This window comes from Haloprofundus sp. MHR1 (genome assembly GCF_005155585.1).
Classification (GTDB): domain Archaea; phylum Halobacteriota; class Halobacteria; order Halobacteriales; family Haloferacaceae; genus Haloprofundus; species Haloprofundus halophilus.
This window is the reverse complement of record NZ_CP039833.1, coordinates 137,631-153,702: the sequence shown is the minus strand read 5'-3', so window position 1 is coordinate 153,702 and position 16,072 is coordinate 137,631. Positions and strand designations below refer to the sequence as shown.

Genomic DNA, 16,072 nt, shown 5'->3' with positions numbered 1-16,072 from the left:
GAATCTACTCGTCGAGGGTGCGTTGGAGGTCGTTCAGCAGGGTCAACGCCTCCAGCGGCGTCGTCGTCGCCACGTCGACGTCGCGGAGGGTTTCGGCCACCTCGCGGAGGCGGTCGTCGGTGCCGTCTGTCGATTGTCGCTCCGCGAGCATGGGGGTTTCGTCGGTCTCGTCAGCGGACTGTCCGTTCGTCGAGAACGACACGAGCGACGTGTTCTCGGCCCGAGTCGGGCGCGACTCGGGGCGGGTCTGGGTCGCCGAGTCGGTGCTGTCGCCACCGCCGTCGCCGGTCTGCGAGTCGTCGACGAGTCGTTCGGAGCGCTCGACGACCGAACTCGGCACGCCGGCCATCCGCGCGACCTCGACGCCGTACGACGAGGAGGACGCGCCCTCGGCGACGCGGTGCAGGAACGTCACCTCCGCTCCGGTTTCGTCTCCGTCGGGGTCGTTGTCGTTTCCGCGTTCGACGGTGAAGTGGAGGTTCCGGACGCCGGGCAACTCCTCGGCGACGCCCGTGAGTTCGTGGTAGTGCGTGGCGAACAGCGTCGTCGCCCCCACCTCGTCGTGGAGGAACTCGGTCGTCGCCTGCGCGATGGCGAGGCCGTCGGTCGTGCTCGTGCCGCGGCCAACCTCGTCGAGGAGGACGAGCGAGTTCTCGGTCGCGTGGTGCAGAATCGTCGTCAGTTCGCTCATCTCGCGCATGAACGTCGACTGGCCGCCCGCGATGTCGTCGGACGCGCCGACGCGGGTGAACACGCGGTCGACGACCGGCAGTCGAGCGGAGTCGGCGGGCACGAAACTCCCCAGTTGCGCGAGGACGACGACGAGCGCGACCTGCCGCATGTAGGTGGATTTGCCGCTCATGTTCGGTCCGGTGACGAGCGCGATTCGCTCGTCGGTGAGGTCCGTGGGATTGGGGACGAACGACTCCTGCTGGCGTTCGACGACCGGGTGTCTGCCGCCCTCGATGCGGATGCCGTCCGCACCGAGTTCCGGGCGCGTGTAGTCGTTCTCGACGGCGACCGTCGCCAAGGTGGTCAGCACGTCGATAGTCGCCAGCGCGTCGGCGACCGACTGGATGCGCTCGCTCTCTTCGCCGACGTCGCGACGAACGTCTCTGAACAGTTCGTATTCGAGGGCGTCGGCGCGCTCTGACGCGCCGAAAATCTCGTCCTCGCGGCGCTTCAGTTCGGGCGTGTAGAAGCGCTCGGAGTTCTTGAGGGTCTGCCGCCGCGTGTAGTCGTCGGGCACTCGGTCGAGGTTCGGGTTCGTCACCTCGATGTAGTAGCCGTGGACCTGGTTGTGGCCGACCGATAGCGAGTCGATGCCGGTTCGCTCGCGCTCTCGTTCCTCCAGTTCGGCGACCCACTGGCGACCCTCGCGCTCGGTCGCGCGTAACTCGTCGAGTTCGTCGTCGAATCCTTCCCTGATGACGCCGCCCTCGGTAATCTCCATCGGCGGGTCCGACGCGATGGCCCTGCCCACCAGGTCGCGCACGTCTTCGAGTTCGTCGAGCGAGTCGCGGAGCGAACGGAGGCGGTCGCTCTCGGCGTCTTCGAGCGCTTCCTTGACCTCGGGCACCACGTCGAGCGTCGCCTTCAGCGAGCGAAGGTCGCGGGCGTTTGCCCGGCCGCGGGAGACGCGGGCGACGAGTCGCTCCACGTCGTACACGTCCCGCAGGTGGTCGTGGAGGTCCTCGCGGACGAAGGAGCGAGACGCGAGCTCGTCCACGGCATCGAGGCGCGCGACGATGCGCTCGCGGTCGACGAGGGGGCGGCGGAGCCACTGCTGGAGGCGACGACGACCGAGCGCGCAGGCGGTGTCGTCGAGGGTGTCGAACAGCGTCGGTCCCGCCGATGGTCCCTGCGACTCGAACAGTTCGAGGCTCCGCAGCGCCGTCGCGTCGAGGCGGAGGCCGTCGCGGGGGTCGTAGCGCCGGATGCGCGAGACGTACTCCAGCGTCTCGTCGCCCTGCGTGTACTCGGCGTAGGCGAGCAGCGCGCCGACCGCGCGCAGTTCGGCGTCGTTGCCGACGACCGCCTCGGGCCGAGGAACGTACTTTGCGAGCGTCTCGCCGGCGGCGTCGCGCTCGAACGCGTCGGGGTCGAACTCGGTGCGCATCGCGTCGCCGTCGAGGTCTGCGGGGTCGACGGCGGCGTCGGGGCCGACGACCACCTCCGCGGGGGCGACTCGCTGAAGCTCTTCGAGCGCGCGTTCGGGCGTGTCGGCGCTCGTGACGAGGCACTCGCCCGTAGAGACGTCGACGGCGGCGACGGCGTGGTGTGCGGGGTCGCTGTCGTCGGTGGCGCGGCCGGCGTCGTCTCGTTCCGCGCTGGCGACGCAGGCGACGTAGTTCGTCGACCCCGGCGCGAGCAGTTCGTCGTCGACGACGGTTCCGGGGGTGACGATCTGCGTCACCGCGCGGTCGACGAGGCCGGAGGCCTCAGAGGCGTCTTCGACCTGGTCGGCGACGGCGACGCGGTAGCCCGCGTCCAAGAGCGTCTCGACGTAGGAGGCGGCGTTGTCGATGGGGATGCCCGTCATCGGGTAGGTGCCCGTCGAGTCCTCCCGCTGGGTGAGCGTCAGTTCGAGCACGCGGGCGGTCTCCTCGGCCGCCTCGCAGAACGTCTCGTAGAAGTCGCCGACCTGAAAGAGGACCAGGAACTCGTCGTACGCCGCGCAGAGGTCGTAGTACTGGCTCAGCATCGGCGTCAGGTCCTCGCGGTTCGCCCGCATCTTCGCCGGAGGTCCCGTGACCGCGGTCATACCGAGAGAGGGGAGCGCGGGCGGTAAAAGCCACACGACAACGGGCCGCAGCGTCGCGGCGCCACACGCGTACGCCCGGCAAAGTTACGTGGATTCGACCGTTATAGAACAGCGAGAGACGTGTGCGCCTCAGCCTCACGGCCAGTTAACCCGGACCGACGCGACGCCCGAGCAGTGCCGAATGTGTCCTCACTACGCATCATATGACTGACGCAGAGACGACGACCCACGGAGCGAGCGAACGCACAGCCTTACCCGTCGAGGAGACAGCGGCCCTCGTCGGGCGGATCTCCGAGAACGTCGAGCGCGTCATCGTCGGCCACGGCGACGCCATCGAGCACATGGTCATAACGCTTCTCGCCAGAGGGCATCTGCTGCTCGAAGACGTGCCGGGGGTCGGTAAGACGATGCTCGCGCGGTCTATCGCCCGCTCGGTCGACTGTTCGTTCACGCGCGTCCAGTTCACGCCGGACCTGCTCCCGTCGGACGTGACGGGCGTCAACGTCTTCGACCAGAAGACGCGCGAGTTCGAGTTCCAGCCCGGTCCGGTGTTCGGCAACGTCGTCCTCGGCGACGAGATAAACCGCGCGCCGCCGAAAACTCAGAGCGCGCTGTTGGAGGCGATGGAGGAGTCGCAGGTCACCGTCGACGGCACGACGCACCCGCTTCCGAACCCCTTCACCGTCATCGCGACGCAGAACGACGTCGAACTCAGTCGCACGTACGAACTACCGATCGCCGAGATCGACCGCTTCATGAAGAAGCTCCGTCTCGGCTACCCGGACGAGGCCGACGAGACGGAACTGCTGGGCCGCGTTTCGAACCGGCACCCCATCGAGACGCTCGAACCGGTCGCGACCACCGAAGACGTGCTGCGGGCGCGAGAGACGGTCGCCGCCGTCGAGGTGTCCGAGCCGGTCCGGTCGTACGTCTCGAAACTGGCGACGTACACGCGGAACAATGCCGAACTGGGCGTCAGTCCGCGCGGCAGCATCGCGCTGGTTCGCGCCTCGCAGGCCCGAGCGGTGCTCGACGCCCGCGAGTACGTCGTTCCCGACGACGTGCAGACGGAGCTCCGGAGCGTGTGGGCCCACCGCATCCGTCCGGAGACGGGAAGCGAAACCGGGACGAGTGTCGTTCAGGCGGCGTTAGAGGCCGTCTCGGTGGAATGAGACTCACGCGGCGCGGTGTGGCCGTCGTCGGCGTCTGCGTCGCCGGGGTCGTCGCCGCCGAACTGTACGGCTCCCGCTCGCTGAACGCCGTCGTCTTCCCCGCGCTCGTCGCGCTCGTCGCCGCGGTCGTCCAACTCCAGTCGTTCGACGAGCCGAGCGTCCACCGCGCCGTCCCCGACGACGGCTTCGTCGGCGAGACCCACGAGGTGACGCTCGAACTCGCGACCGACGGGACGCCGTACAGCGCGGACGTCGTCGACCGCGTCGGCGACGGCCTCTCGCGCCGGACGGGCGCGGCGAGAACCGAGACCACCGTCGGCGGCGACCCCGTCGGCTACGACGTGACGTACGAGCGACGAGGCGAGCGCACGCTCGGTCCCGTGACCGTCGTCGCGCGCGACGTGTTCGGGCTGCTCGAGACGGAGTTTACCTGCCGCGACACCGACCGCGTGCTCGTCTATCCGTCGGTTCGGCGGGTCCCCGGGTGGGCGCGCGCGGAGCTCTCGGGCGTCCACGGCGTCGGACTCACCGAGGACCGCGACGAGTTCAACACCATCCGCGAGTACCGCCCCGGCGACGCCCTGCGCGACGTTCACTGGCGCTCCAGCGCCAAGCGCGGCAACCTCATCGTCACGGAGTACAGCGCCGACGAGGAGCGACGCGCAGTGACGCTCACGGCGGGCGGGCAGACAAAGCGCGCCGACGCGATGGCCGAGGCCGTCGCCAGCCTCTCGTTCGCGCTGTTGGAGGCGGGCGTGCCGGTCACGGTCTCGGCGCCCGGCGGACGAATCGACGCGGAACCGACCGCCCGCGACAGACGGCGGTTGCTCGAACTGCTGGCGCGAACCGGCGGAGGGGAACCGCCGGAGGCGACCGCCGACGTGGTCGTCCGCGCCGAGCGCGACGCGGTTCGGGTGCTCGTCGACGACCGGGAGACGTCGTTCGAGGCGCTGACCGAGAGGCGACGGGCGACCGACAGAAGCGCCGCTGCAGACGGGGAGTCGTCGACCGACCGGCCGGAAACCGCGCGCTCGGACGGCGGCCAGCGGTCGACGGGTGAGACTGCGTGAGCCGTCGCACGAGTCGCCGCACCTTCCGCGGCGGCGCGCTCGCGGCCGTCGCGTTGTTACTGTTCGCGCTCACGAGCGTGCTCTATCACATCACCGACGTCGTCGGCGTCGGCGAGAGTGCGACGTATCTCCTCGTCGTCGCCGGAACCGTGCTGGCCGCGACGGGAGTCGCGCGGCTGTTCCGGCCGCGAACGGCGTTCGTGTTGACGCTGCTGTTTCTCCTGGCGGGGTTCGCGGCGTACTTCTTCTCCTTACCGGAGGCGCAGCGCGCCGCGTTCTCTCTCGACGGAGTGCTCGCAGACGTCGTGGCGTTGCTCACCGGTCTGTCGGTGCTGCGGCTGGCGCAGGCGGACGTGTGGGCGCTCGCGGCGACGCCCGCGCCGGTGTTCTTCACGTGGTATCTGGCGCTCCGTCGGCGCTACGTGAGCGCGGCGACGGTCGGCGGGGCGACGCTCCTGCTGTTGGTACTCACGGGCGACGCGGACCCCCTGACGACGCTCGCCGGCGTCGTGGGCGTCGCCGGCGCGGTCGGCCTGGGAACGCTCGAAGCCCGCGGAGGTGTCAGCGCGCAACTGGATACGTTCGCTATCGTAATCGCGGCGATGATCGTCGCCTCGGCGTCGCTGTCGGTCGTTCCGGGCGGTGCGACGCAACCGCTGCTCCCGGAGACGAACGCGCCGACGAGCGAACAGAATCTCGTCCAGTCGAGCGACCAAGTCGACATCGAAGGGAGCATCAGACTGTCACCGAAAGTGCGGTTCAGCGTCGAGAGCGCTGAACCGCGCTACTGGCGCACCTCGGTGTACGACCGCTACACCGGCGGCGGGTGGGTGCGGTCCGAATCCGAGACCCGAGTGTACGACGGCCGACTGGAGAGCGGGCCGGGCGAGCGCCGCGAACTCACCCAGCGCGTGACCGCGCGGACGCGGCTGGAGTCGCTGCCGGCGGCGGCCGAACCGGTCGAACTGCGGGGCGGCCCCGCCGACGACGCGCTCGTCACCGACCAGGGGACGCTGCGCGCCGGCGGGTCGCTCCGCGCGAACGAGAGCTACACCGTCGTCAGCGAACCGCCGCGCTACACGTCCGAGCAGCTGCGGCGCTCCAGCGACGACTACCCCGACGAGGTAGCGGAGCGGTATCTCCAGTTACCCGACAGCACGTCCGACCGCCTCCGCGAGCGGGCCGCGAACGTGACCGAAGGCGAGGAGAACGCCTACGACAAGGCCGTCGCCGTCGAGGAGCATCTGGAGTCGACCAAGGAGTACTCGCTGACCGTCGACGAACCGTCGGGCGACGTCGCCGACGCGTTCCTCTTCGAGATGGAGGCGGGATACTGCACGTACTACGCGTCGACGATGGCCGTGATGCTCCGCTCGGAGGGGATTCCCGCGCGGATGGCGACCGGCTACACGCCCGGTCAGCAGGTCGCCGAGAACGAGTGGGTCGTCCGCGGGCTGAACGCCCACGCGTGGGTCGAGGTGTACTTCCCGGAGGTCGGCTGGGTGCAGTTCGACCCGACGCCGAGCGACCCGCGTCAGTCCGCCGAGAACGCTCGTCTGGAGAGCGCGCGACAGGGCGACGAGAGCAACGTCGACACCGACAACTCCTCGGAGGGCGAGTGGACGCCGACGCCCACCGAGACGCCGGACGAGACGACTACCGACACGACGTCCACCGACACGAGCGCGGACGTCGACGGGCCGCAGGCCGAGCAGTCCGGCGCGAACGAGAGCCGTCCCAGTGGGGCGGTGAGCGGACTCGGAGAGAACCAGACGGCCGTGCCGACGACGAGCGAGAGCGTCGGCGCAGCCGAGGAGGACGCCGGCGGCGGCCTCCCGTCGAGCGAGACGCTCGGCGTCGGACTGGCGGCGCTCGTCGGACTGGCGGCGGTGGCGCGCCGAACCGGTGTCAGCACGCGAGCGTATCGGAGCGTCTGGGTGCGGGTTCAGGGACGGCGACGGACGCCCGAGCGGGATACCGAGCGGGCGTTCGAGCGACTCGAATACCTGCTGTCCCGACAGTACCGGGCGCGTCGACCCGGCGAGACGCCGCGGCGGTACTTGCGAAGTCTCTCCCGACTCGGCCTCGACGAGAGAGCGCTCCGCGTCGGTGAGGTGTACGAGCGCGCCCGGTACGGGCCGGGCGTCAGCCGCGACGAGGCGGAGTCGGCGATCGAGACGGTCGACGCGCTCGTCGGCCGGTCGACGCCGATACTGGGACGGTTCCGGTCGTAGCGGTCGTCACCAGCGACAGCCGCGGTGTCGGTCGCAGCCTCGGTCGTAGGCGACCCCCGCGGTGAGAGCCCACGGAAAGCGACCGAGGGGACCGGTTCCCGACACTGTTTTGTACCCCCATCGAGTAGTTCCGCCTTGTAATGTCGGAAGTCTGCTCGACGTGCGGGCTGCCTCAGGAACTCTGCGTCTGCGAAGACGTGGCGCGAGAGTCCCAAGAGATCAGCATCCGCATCGACGAGCGCCGCTACGGGAAGGAGGTAACGGTCATCGAAGGATTCGACCCCAAGGACGTGGACATGAGCAGTCTCTCCTCGGACCTGAAGTCGAAGTTCGCCTGCGGTGGAACCATCGAAGACGATTCCATCGAACTGCAGGGGAACCACAGTGGTCGCGTGGAGGACTTCCTCCGCGACAAAGGGTTCAACGTCGCGTGACCACGCCCGCATGACCAACTCCTGACTCGGCCTCACGTCGAGTCTCCGTTCTTTCACCGCTCCCCTCGTAGAGAGGCGAGTCCACCCGGCCGCCGCGGACGGGTGTCACTTACTCAATACTTTTGTGCGACGACGGAGAGCGATGAGCGTGAACGCTCCGAATCTGTTCGCCCCAGACGGCGGTACGAGGCGATTGTGGGGTCGGGTGACGCTCGCGATGTTCACGGTGACCGGCGTCGTCGTCGCGTTGGCGGAGTGGGGGTTGATTCCGCGAGACCTGATGATAGTCGGTGCGCCGGCTATCGTCGCCGCCTCACTCACCGATTGGTATCTCTACTACGAGTTTCCGGGTGACTCCGGGGCGAGTATCTGGCTACTCGTCTACGGATTTCTCTTCGTGCAGTCCGTCGTCGTCGCCGGTGTCGTAACGAAACTCGTCTCCTTCCGAATGGAGAATTAAAACGGCGACTGCGGTCCCTCGTCGCTCTCGGTCGGCCGCGCGGAGTCGACATCGCCGGTCCACGAGGTGAGTCCGCCTTTCATGCTCTCGACGCGGGCGTCTTTCGTCCCCTCGTAGGATTTGATGAGGCGGGCGGCCTGTTGGCTGGCTTGCCCGTGCGGGCAGACGGTGACGATTCGGTCCGCGTCGGCGAGCGCCTCGACGCGGTTCGGCAACTCGGCGAAGGGGATGTTCTCGCTGCCGGAGATGTGCTCGCGGTCGAACGCTGCCGGCGAGCGGATGTCGACGACTCGCGGCGGGTTCTCGCCGTCGAGGAGCTCCTCGACTTCTTCGGGCGTGATTTCGCCGTCCATATCACGACATTCCGGCGAAGACGGATAAGGGCGCGGGTCGCGGGGAAACGGTTATTATTGTGTTACGTAATTTCGTGATATGAAACGACCCCCGCGACGGATAGCCCTCCTCCTCGTCACCCTCCTCGTCGTCTCCGCGGCGGGCGCGCTGACACTCCAACCCGCACCGACCGCCGAACACCGAGCCATCGCCGCCGACGACACGCCGACCGAGAAAGCGACGACAGCGATGGAGAACCTGCGAGCGACGAACTACACCTACGACCTCGACGTTCGGTTCGAGAGCGGGGCACACGACCGGTTCGCGTACGCTGTCGACGGGCGGAGCGGACGCGCGCACGGCAGCGCGGATATCGCAGACCGCCGGTACGAGGCGATGTACACCCACCACACGGTGTGGACGCGAAACACCACGTCCGAGACACCGAGCGCGTGGAACTCCAAGCCGAGCAAGTCGTACACAGATATTCACCTCTTCCGACCGCAGCAGGTTGAGAACGCGACATTCGAGCAGGTGTCGGCGGACAACGGGACCCTCGTCCTCCGCGCGAACCTCACCGGTGAGGAGACGAGAGCGATGTACTTCGGGCCGTGGAGTCAGAACAGCACCGCGACGTTGACGCTCCACGTCGACCGCGACCGGGAAATCGTCACCCGCGCGACGATGAACGTGACCGACGACGCCTCGGCGGGACACTACCTGATGAGCGACGACGTCTCGACCGGCCAGTTCGAGGCGACGGTCAGCGACGTCGGCGAGACGGAAGTGGAGAAACCGGAGTCGATTCCGTCGCCGACGGTCGACGAGGTGGTCAACCGAGTCGTCGTCGGTCTGCAGTCGCTCGACGGATAGATTACAACAGCCCGTCGTCTTTCGCCAGCAACAGTCCCTCGATAGTCGCGTCGTTCGTCGGTTGCGCGCGGGCGACGGCGACGGCGTCGTCAATGGGTACCGCCTTCGGCGTCAGGAACTCGTTGGAGTCGAGTTCTCGCTCGCCGGGCGAGAGACCCTCCGCGAAGACGATGCCGCGGCGGTGTCGAAGGAGGCCGGTGCAGGTCCAAAACTCCTGCAGCAGCGAGAGACTCGACGCCTCGAAGCCGGTCTCCTCGCGGAGTTCGCGCTCGGCCGCCTGCGTGAACGACTCGCCTTGCTCGACGATTCCTGCGGGGAGTTCCAACTGCGTCTCGCGGACGGTCGGTCGGTACTGCTCGACGAAGAGGACGTGGCCCTCCGCCACCGCGACGACGACGACGGCCGTCGAGAGTTCCGCCCAGTAGTACTGTTTCTCGGTGCCGTCGGGTTGCCGGACCCGGTCGTAGCCGCCGGTGAACCACCCCGTCTCGTACTCGGCCTTCGAGTCGAGGACGGGCCACTTGGGGTCGCCGAGCGCGTCGCGGCGACCGCCGTTGGCTGCGCTGTTCGTCCTACTGTCGTCGCGGTCGCCGTCGTCGTGTGTTTCGTCGCTCATGGTTGCACTTGCTCCACGGCGACCCAGTAGCGCGTCCCGTCGTACTCGACGAGTACCCGTCCGTCGCGTTCGGCGTCCGGGTTCTGCGTCGTGAGCGCGTCCCGTTCGTCGAACGGCGAGTGGGTGAACGACTCCTTCAGTCCGAACGGACCTTTCTGATACCCCTCCGAACGGCCCTCCGCGAGCGCCGTCGAGAGGTACGGATACCGCTGGCCGGAGAAGTCGGTGACGTTCACGGCCGGGCCCGAGGCGTCCGTCTCCTCGGCGGTGAGGTAGTACGGGTCGCCCGTGCCGAGATAGCTCGGGAGCGCCCCCAGCGCCAGCAGGCCGACGGAGAGGAGGACGACGAGCGCCAGCACGCGGCGCGTAATCGGTCGCACGTCCGTCGTTCGGACGGGGTAAGTAAACCGGTTGCGCTCGCGGCGGCGCGAAGTCGGAGAATCGCGTCAGAACAGGTCGCGGTACACCCGGCCGAACGCCTGCCGCCGGAGCGTCCCCGCCGCCGCCTCCGGTTCGTTCTGGTACGTCGCCGCGAGCACGCGGTCCGCGAAGGGAACCGCGTGCCAGACGACGTTGTCGACGTTCTCACTGCCGAGTCGCTCCACCTCGTAGTCGGGGTGCTCGTCGCACCACGCCTCGAACTCCTCGCGTGTGCCGTCGTGGACGACGAGCAACGAGGCAAACAGCGCGTCGCGTGCCGTCTCGACGACTTCGCCGGTCACTCGGTCGCGGTACTCGTCGCGGTCGAACTCCATCGCTTTGGCCGTCTCGCGGACGACGACCTGTGCGGCGGGGCCGACCGAGTCGTACAGCTCGCGCGCTTCGTCCTCGGAGTCGGGCGCGAACGCGCCGTCAGTCTGCATGCTCGCCCTGTCGGAGCGTCGTCCTAAACGCGTTTCCGTCCCAGGTCGCCGGTTACTCCTCGTCGGTGTCGCCGTCACCGACCTCGGCGTCGTCGACCTCGCTCTCGCTCTCTTCGTTCGCGGCCGAGTCCGACTCCGGTTCGTCCGTTTCGAGCATCTGCTGGGTCAACTCCTGCGCCTCCTGTAGCACCTGCTGGGCCTCCGCGTTCATCGACCCCGACCCGCGCTGCGCGGCCGAACCCGGGTCGAAGAAGCCGCCGGGGGAACTGTCGTGGTCGTGCTGGTGGCCGTGTCCGTGCTGGTGGCCACGCTCGGTGTGCGTCGACCCGACCGTGTCCTCGAACACCTCGTCGTACTCGGTCTCCTCGGCGTGGTCGGGGACGACCCCGGCGAGTTCTTTGGGGCCGCGCTCGCTCCAGTTCGGAATCTGCTCGTCGAGCCACGCCTCGTGCTCCTCGTGGCGGAGCATCGCCGTGAACGCGAGGTGGTTGGCGAGATGTTCGGCGTCGCGCTGCGGCACGTCGCAGACCGGACAGGCGTATCCCATGCTCGTCGTTGTCGCCGGAGCGAAAAAAGCGTACTACTCCTCGCCGCCGCGCTGCCACTCGTCGGCGTCGACGACCATCACCAGCGCCGCCTCGCCGTCCTCGTAGTACCGCGGGATGCGCCGCAGGGGTTCGAAGCCCTCGCTCTCGTACAGCGTCTTCGCCGGTTCGTTGTGTTCTCTGACTTCGAGTTTCACCAGGTTCGCGCCGCCGAGCGCCATCGAGACGAGCGACTGCCGCAACAGCATCCGACCGAGCCCTCGTCCGCGTGCGTCGGGGTGTACCGCGATGTCTTTGACGTGGCCGATGTCGCGGCCGTAGTTCGGCATCACGTCGGCGACGACGTAGCCGACGACGCGTTCGGCGCACCCGCCGTCGTCGCGCTCGACACGAACGCCGTCGTCGCTCGGTTCCGCTGACTGGTCGACGCCGTCGACGGCGACGAGAAAACCGGGCTCACCGAGAAACTGCTCGAACGCCGCGAACGGCCACGGCTGCTTGAAACAGGTCTTCTCGATTCGGAACACGTCGAGGAGGTCCGCCCGCTCGGCGCGTCGGACGGTCGTTCCTTCGGCGTCGGCGGGGATGGTGGTCACGGGAGGCCGTTCGAGGCGACGAATAATAAGCGCGCGGGCAACAGTCACGTTCGAGTGACCGTTCGAGTGACCGTCCGAGACGGCGGTGACGAGGCGGCCGCTCGGCGAGCGAAAAATAGAGAAGTCGGGTGCGAACGCGCGTTCAGTCGTCGGCGGGCGTCGCGCCGCTGCCGCCTTCTTCGTACTGCTGCTTCGTCCACGAGAGCTTGCCGCCGGCGGCGAGAATCTCGCGCTCGCGCTCGGAGGCGTCGAGCTGGGCGGTCGCTTCCCAGTCGTCGTTCACGCGGACCGTGAACTCCTCCTGGCCGGAGCGGACGCCGTCGCCGACGTCGTCGACGATTTCGACGTCGTCGCCCTGCTCGATCTTCTCGTAGGTCTCCTCGTCGATGGTCAGCGGGACGAGGCCGAAGTTGAACAGGTTCGCCTTGTGGATGCGGGCGAACGACTGCGCGAGAACGCCCTCGATGCCGAGGTACATCGGGCAGAGCGCCGCGTGTTCGCGCGAGGAGCCCTGACCGTAGTTCTCGCCGGCGACGAGGAAGCCGCCGTCGGCGTCGAGCGCGCGCTGTGCGAAGGACTCGTCGACGCGCGAGAGCGTGAACTCCGAGAGCTTCGGCACGTTCGAGCGGAACTTGAGGATGTCCGACGTCGCCGGGATGATGTGGTCCGTCGTGATGTTGTCGGTCATCTTCAGGAGCGCCTCACCTTCGAGGTGCGACTGCAGCGGGTCCTTCAGCGGCACGTCGCCGATGTTCGGGCCCTTGATGAGGTCGTCGTCGACGGCCTCGTCGGGCGCGATGAGGTCGGCCTTCGAGCCGTCGTACTTGTCGGGCAGTTCGAGGCCCGGATCCTCGAGGTCGCCGAGTTCGTCGGCGAGGTCGCGCGGGTCGACGATTTCGCCCTTGAGGGCGGCCGCGGTGGCGACCTCCGGCGAGCAGAGGTAGACGGAGTCGTCCTCGATGCCGGAGCGGCCCTCGAAGTTGCGGTTGAACGTGCGCAGCGACGTGGAGTCGGAGGCGGGCACGTGACCGATGCCGATACACGCACCGCAGGTCGCCTCGGAGAAGTTGACGCCCGCGGCCATCATCTCGGCGGTCCAGCCCTGACGGGCCAGAATCTCGGAGGCCTGCTTCGAGCCGGGCGCGACGATGAGGTCGGTCTTCTTGTTGATCTCGCGGCCCTTCAGCATCTTCGCGGCCGGGAGGATGTCGGGGTAGCCGCCGTTCGTACAGGAGCCGATGATGACCTGGTCGACGGACTCGCCCGCGACCTCGCGGACGGGCACGACGTTGTCGGGCATCGATGGCTTGGCGATGAGCGGTTCGAGGTCCGAGAGGTCGATGACGATCTCGTCGGCGTACTCGGCGTCGTCGTCGGGCTGGAGGTCGACGTGTTCGTCCTCGCGGCCGACGCGGCGGAGGAAGTCCTTGGTCTTCTCGTCGGTCGGGAAGATGGAGGAGGTCGCGCCGAGTTCCGTGCCCATGTTGGTGATGGTCGTGCGCTCCGGTACGGAGAGCGTCTCCACGCCGGGGCCGGTGTACTCGAACACCTTGCCGACGCCGCCTTTCACCGAGAGCTGACGGAGCATCTCGAGGATGACGTCCTTCGCCGTCGACCACGCGGGCAGTTCGCCCTCGAGGCGGACGTTGACGACTTCCGGCATCTCGACGTAGTACGCGCCGCCGCCCATGGCGACGGCGATGTCGAGGCCGCCCGCGCCGATGGCGAGCTGACCGAGGCCGCCGGGCGTCGGGGTGTGGCTGTCCGAACCGAGGAGGGTCTTGCCGGGCGCGGCGAAGTTCTCCTTGTGGACGTTGTGGCAGATGCCGTTGCCCGGTCGGGAGAAGTGTGCGCCGAACGTACCCGCCGCGGAGCGGAGGAAGCGGTGGTCGTCCGTGTTCTTGAAGTCGAACTGGTACGTCTGGTGGTCGCAGTACTGCGCCGCGAGTTCGGTCTGGACTTCGTCCAGTTCGAGCGCCTCGAACTGCAGCCAGACCATCGTTCCTGTCGTGTCCTGCGTGAGGACCTGATCGATCTCGATGCCGATCTCCTCGCCGGGCGTGAGTTCACCCTCGACGAGGTGGTCGGCGAGAATTTTCTCAGTTACCGTCTGTCCCATAACGTCCGATGGTCGTCTCCCGTCGGATATAAATCCCGCGTGTTTCCTACCCGAAGAACCGTGTGGAATCGCATCGAGGCGGCAATTTTCGCGAAACTGGCGGTGTAAATCCGGAACCGAGTAAAACTCGACCGCGGCGGCGACGCGTTTAAAATAGCGCGGTCACCACGACGAGCGCGACGGCGCCGACGACGAGGAGGTACGTCGTCAACACCAACAGCGGTTTGAGACCGGCGTCGCGCATCGCCTCGAGTCGTATTTCGAGCCCGAGTCCCGCGAAGGCGAGCGCAAACAACCAGTCACCCGCCCGCGAGATGATTTCCAACTGCCCGGCCGAGAACGCGCCGAGATTGGCGACGACCGCGAGCAGCAGAAAGCCGAGCAGGAACGTCGGGAACCCCGACCAGAGGCGCGCCGCCACCGATTTCGAATCGGTGTCGGCGGCGTACGCGAGCGCGTAGCCGACGGCGACGGCTCCGATGAACGTGTTCCTGAGGAGTTTGGTGAGCGTCGCCCACCGTCCGGCGACGGCGTCGTAGCCGAACCCCGCCGCCGTCACCGGCCCGGTGCTGAACATCGTCAGACCGGCCCAGACGCCGAACTCCGTGGAGTCGAGCGCCAACAGGCTCCCGACCGCCGGAAAGACGACGATGGTCACCGCGTCGAGGAGGAGAATGCTGGCGGCGACGTAGGCCAGTTGGTCCTCGTCGACGCCGATGCTCCCGCCGACCGTCGCCGCCGCCGAGACGCCGCAGACGCTGGCGCCGCTGGCGAGAAGCGACCCGGTTTTCGTCGGCAGGTCGAACGGAACCCGCGAGAGCGCCTCGACAAACAGGAGTCCCGAGACGACAGTCGCCGTCACGAGGCCGACGAGGAGGAGCCCGGACGACTGGACGGCCTCGGCGGAGAGACTCGCACCCAGGAGCACGATTCCCGCCTCCAGCAGCGGCGTGTGGAGAGCCACACCGGGGTGGAATCGGTCGGCGACGCCGACGGTGTTGGCGACGAGTGCGCCGCCAGCGATGGCGAGAACGAGGCCGTCGACGGCCGGGACCGCCGACCCTACCGCGGACGCGACGACCGCGATACCGGCCAGGAGCGCCATCCCGGGGAGGCGTCGAGTGACGGTCGGCGCCACCGTCACCGGTGACCGTCGACGAGAGAGATTCTGAGACCGTCGACGAGAGGGATTCTGAGCCCGAGTGTCGTCGCCTGCTGTCCGCGTGCAACCCGTCGCCGCCGCGTCGCCGAGACGGCGGCTAAAATCACCGCTACATCAGATACGCCGACGGTGAGAGAGCGTCGAGAGACCATCGATAACTACCGAACCTGTAGCGGCGTGACGGTGATAACCGTTGTGTGATGCGACACGCGTAGCGGACAGAATTGCCCGTAGAAAACGGGAACGGCTATCTGCCGGGAACCGACATGCCGAGACATGTACCGAGCAGGTTCGTTCGTCGGCGACAACGTCTCGCCCGTTTCGGCGGAGCAGCTGCAACCGAACGGCGTCGACCTGACGCTCGAAGCGGTCTTCGAACAGCGCGAACCCGGTCGTATCGGGTGCGACGGGAAGGAAGTCGGCGACCGACAGGCGGTCGAACGCGAGGAGACCGACGGCGAGACGGAGACGTACTACCTCCCGCCGGGCGGCTACGTCGTCCGGTACGCGGAGACGGTCCGCATCCCGGAGGACCACGTCGGCTTCATCTACCCGCGGTCGTCGCTCTTGCGCAACTCCTGTATGCTGAACACGGCGGTGTGGGACGCCGGCTACGAGGGGAAAGGCGAGGGTCTCCTCGAAGTCCACCACGACGTCGAGATAGAGCGCGGGGCGCGAATCGCGCAGTTGGTGCTCGCGGCGGCCGACCACGACGGCACCTACGACGGGAGCTACCAGGGCGAGAATCTGTAACGACGTATCGGGAGCCAACCGTTCGCACGGCAAACGTTGTCGGAGAGTCATCCTTTTTACCTCGAGACGACTGGATGC

16 protein-coding genes are annotated in these 16,072 nt (G+C 67.9%); 7 read left to right on the top strand and 9 right to left on the bottom strand.

Features of this window, described 5'->3' with window-relative positions; genetic code table 11:
* Positions 1-4 precede the first annotated feature (4 nt).
* Positions 5-2,764, bottom strand: coding sequence for a DNA mismatch repair protein MutS (gene mutS / locus FCF25_RS00690; protein WP_137046965.1), 2,760 nt, complete (start codon positions 2,762-2,764; stop codon positions 5-7).
* Between the two features lie 203 nt (positions 2,765-2,967).
* On the opposite strand from mutS, the gene FCF25_RS00685 reads away from it, so the two are divergent.
* From FCF25_RS00685 to FCF25_RS00665, 5 genes are all read left to right on the top strand, one after another.
* The gene (locus FCF25_RS00685) at positions 2,968-3,936 is read left to right on the top strand and encodes a MoxR family ATPase (RefSeq protein ID WP_117594298.1); all 969 of its coding nucleotides are present in this window, start codon (positions 2,968-2,970) and stop codon (positions 3,934-3,936) included.
* A complete protein-coding gene (locus FCF25_RS00680; RefSeq protein WP_117594297.1) occupies positions 3,933-5,006 on the top strand; it encodes a DUF58 domain-containing protein in 1,074 nt (357 codons plus the stop codon). The genes FCF25_RS00685 and FCF25_RS00680 overlap by 4 nt, the downstream gene beginning before the upstream one ends.
* Positions 5,003-7,240 (top strand): DUF3488 and DUF4129 domain-containing transglutaminase family protein, encoded by a 2,238-nt coding sequence (locus tag FCF25_RS00675; RefSeq protein ID WP_137046964.1) that lies wholly within the window; start codon positions 5,003-5,005, stop codon positions 7,238-7,240. Before FCF25_RS00680 ends, FCF25_RS00675 begins: the two co-directional genes overlap by 4 nt.
* Positions 7,241-7,380: 140 nt before the next feature.
* A complete protein-coding gene (gene yciH, locus FCF25_RS00670) occupies positions 7,381-7,674 on the top strand; it encodes a stress response translation initiation inhibitor YciH (protein WP_058581971.1) in 294 nt (97 codons plus the stop codon).
* A gap of 148 nt (positions 7,675-7,822) precedes the next feature.
* Positions 7,823-8,134, top strand: coding sequence for a hypothetical protein (locus tag FCF25_RS00665; protein WP_137046963.1), 312 nt, complete (start codon positions 7,823-7,825; stop codon positions 8,132-8,134).
* Here the strand turns inward: FCF25_RS00665 and FCF25_RS00660 are convergent.
* Positions 8,131-8,487, bottom strand: a complete 357-nt coding sequence (locus tag FCF25_RS00660; RefSeq protein ID WP_137046962.1) for a rhodanese-like domain-containing protein — start codon at positions 8,485-8,487, stop codon at positions 8,131-8,133. The genes FCF25_RS00665 and FCF25_RS00660 overlap by 4 nt on opposite strands.
* A 79-nt stretch (positions 8,488-8,566) precedes the next feature.
* On the opposite strand from FCF25_RS00660, the gene FCF25_RS00655 reads away from it, so the two are divergent.
* A complete protein-coding gene (locus FCF25_RS00655; protein ID WP_137046961.1) occupies positions 8,567-9,340 on the top strand; it encodes a hypothetical protein in 774 nt (257 codons plus the stop codon).
* A gap of 1 nt (position 9,341) precedes the next feature.
* On the opposite strand, the gene FCF25_RS00650 is transcribed toward FCF25_RS00655, so the two are convergent.
* The 7 genes from FCF25_RS00650 to FCF25_RS00620 all read right to left on the bottom strand — a co-directional run bounded on the left by FCF25_RS00650 (position 9,342) and on the right by FCF25_RS00620 (position 15,184).
* On the bottom strand, positions 9,342-9,956 hold the full coding sequence (locus FCF25_RS00650) for an NUDIX hydrolase (protein ID WP_137046960.1): 615 nt from the start codon (positions 9,954-9,956) through the stop codon (positions 9,342-9,344).
* On the bottom strand, positions 9,953-10,336 hold the full coding sequence (locus FCF25_RS00645) for a hypothetical protein (RefSeq protein WP_137046959.1): 384 nt from the start codon (positions 10,334-10,336) through the stop codon (positions 9,953-9,955). The genes FCF25_RS00650 and FCF25_RS00645 overlap by 4 nt, the downstream gene beginning before the upstream one ends.
* Positions 10,337-10,402: 66 nt before the next feature.
* On the bottom strand, positions 10,403-10,819 hold the full coding sequence (locus FCF25_RS00640; RefSeq protein ID WP_137046958.1) for a DUF5809 family protein: 417 nt from the start codon (positions 10,817-10,819) through the stop codon (positions 10,403-10,405).
* 52 nt (positions 10,820-10,871) lie between these two features.
* Positions 10,872-11,366, bottom strand: a complete 495-nt coding sequence (locus FCF25_RS00635; protein ID WP_137046957.1) for a DUF5810 domain-containing protein — start codon at positions 11,364-11,366, stop codon at positions 10,872-10,874.
* 33 nt (positions 11,367-11,399) lie between these two features.
* Positions 11,400-11,960, bottom strand: a complete 561-nt coding sequence (locus FCF25_RS00630; RefSeq protein WP_117594288.1) for a GNAT family N-acetyltransferase — start codon at positions 11,958-11,960, stop codon at positions 11,400-11,402.
* Positions 11,961-12,102: 142 nt separating this feature from the next.
* Entirely contained in the window at positions 12,103-14,079 is a 1,977-nt protein-coding gene (locus FCF25_RS00625; protein WP_117594287.1) for an aconitate hydratase, read from the bottom strand.
* A 148-nt stretch (positions 14,080-14,227) separates the two neighbouring features.
* Positions 14,228-15,184 (bottom strand): YeiH family protein, encoded by a 957-nt coding sequence (locus FCF25_RS00620; RefSeq protein ID WP_137049326.1) that lies wholly within the window; start codon positions 15,182-15,184, stop codon positions 14,228-14,230.
* A gap of 333 nt (positions 15,185-15,517) precedes the next feature.
* On the opposite strand from FCF25_RS00620, the gene FCF25_RS00615 reads away from it, so the two are divergent.
* On the top strand, positions 15,518-15,994 hold the full coding sequence (locus FCF25_RS00615; RefSeq protein ID WP_117594286.1) for a deoxyuridine 5'-triphosphate nucleotidohydrolase: 477 nt from the start codon (positions 15,518-15,520) through the stop codon (positions 15,992-15,994).
* The last annotated feature ends 78 nt before the right edge of the window (positions 15,995-16,072 follow it).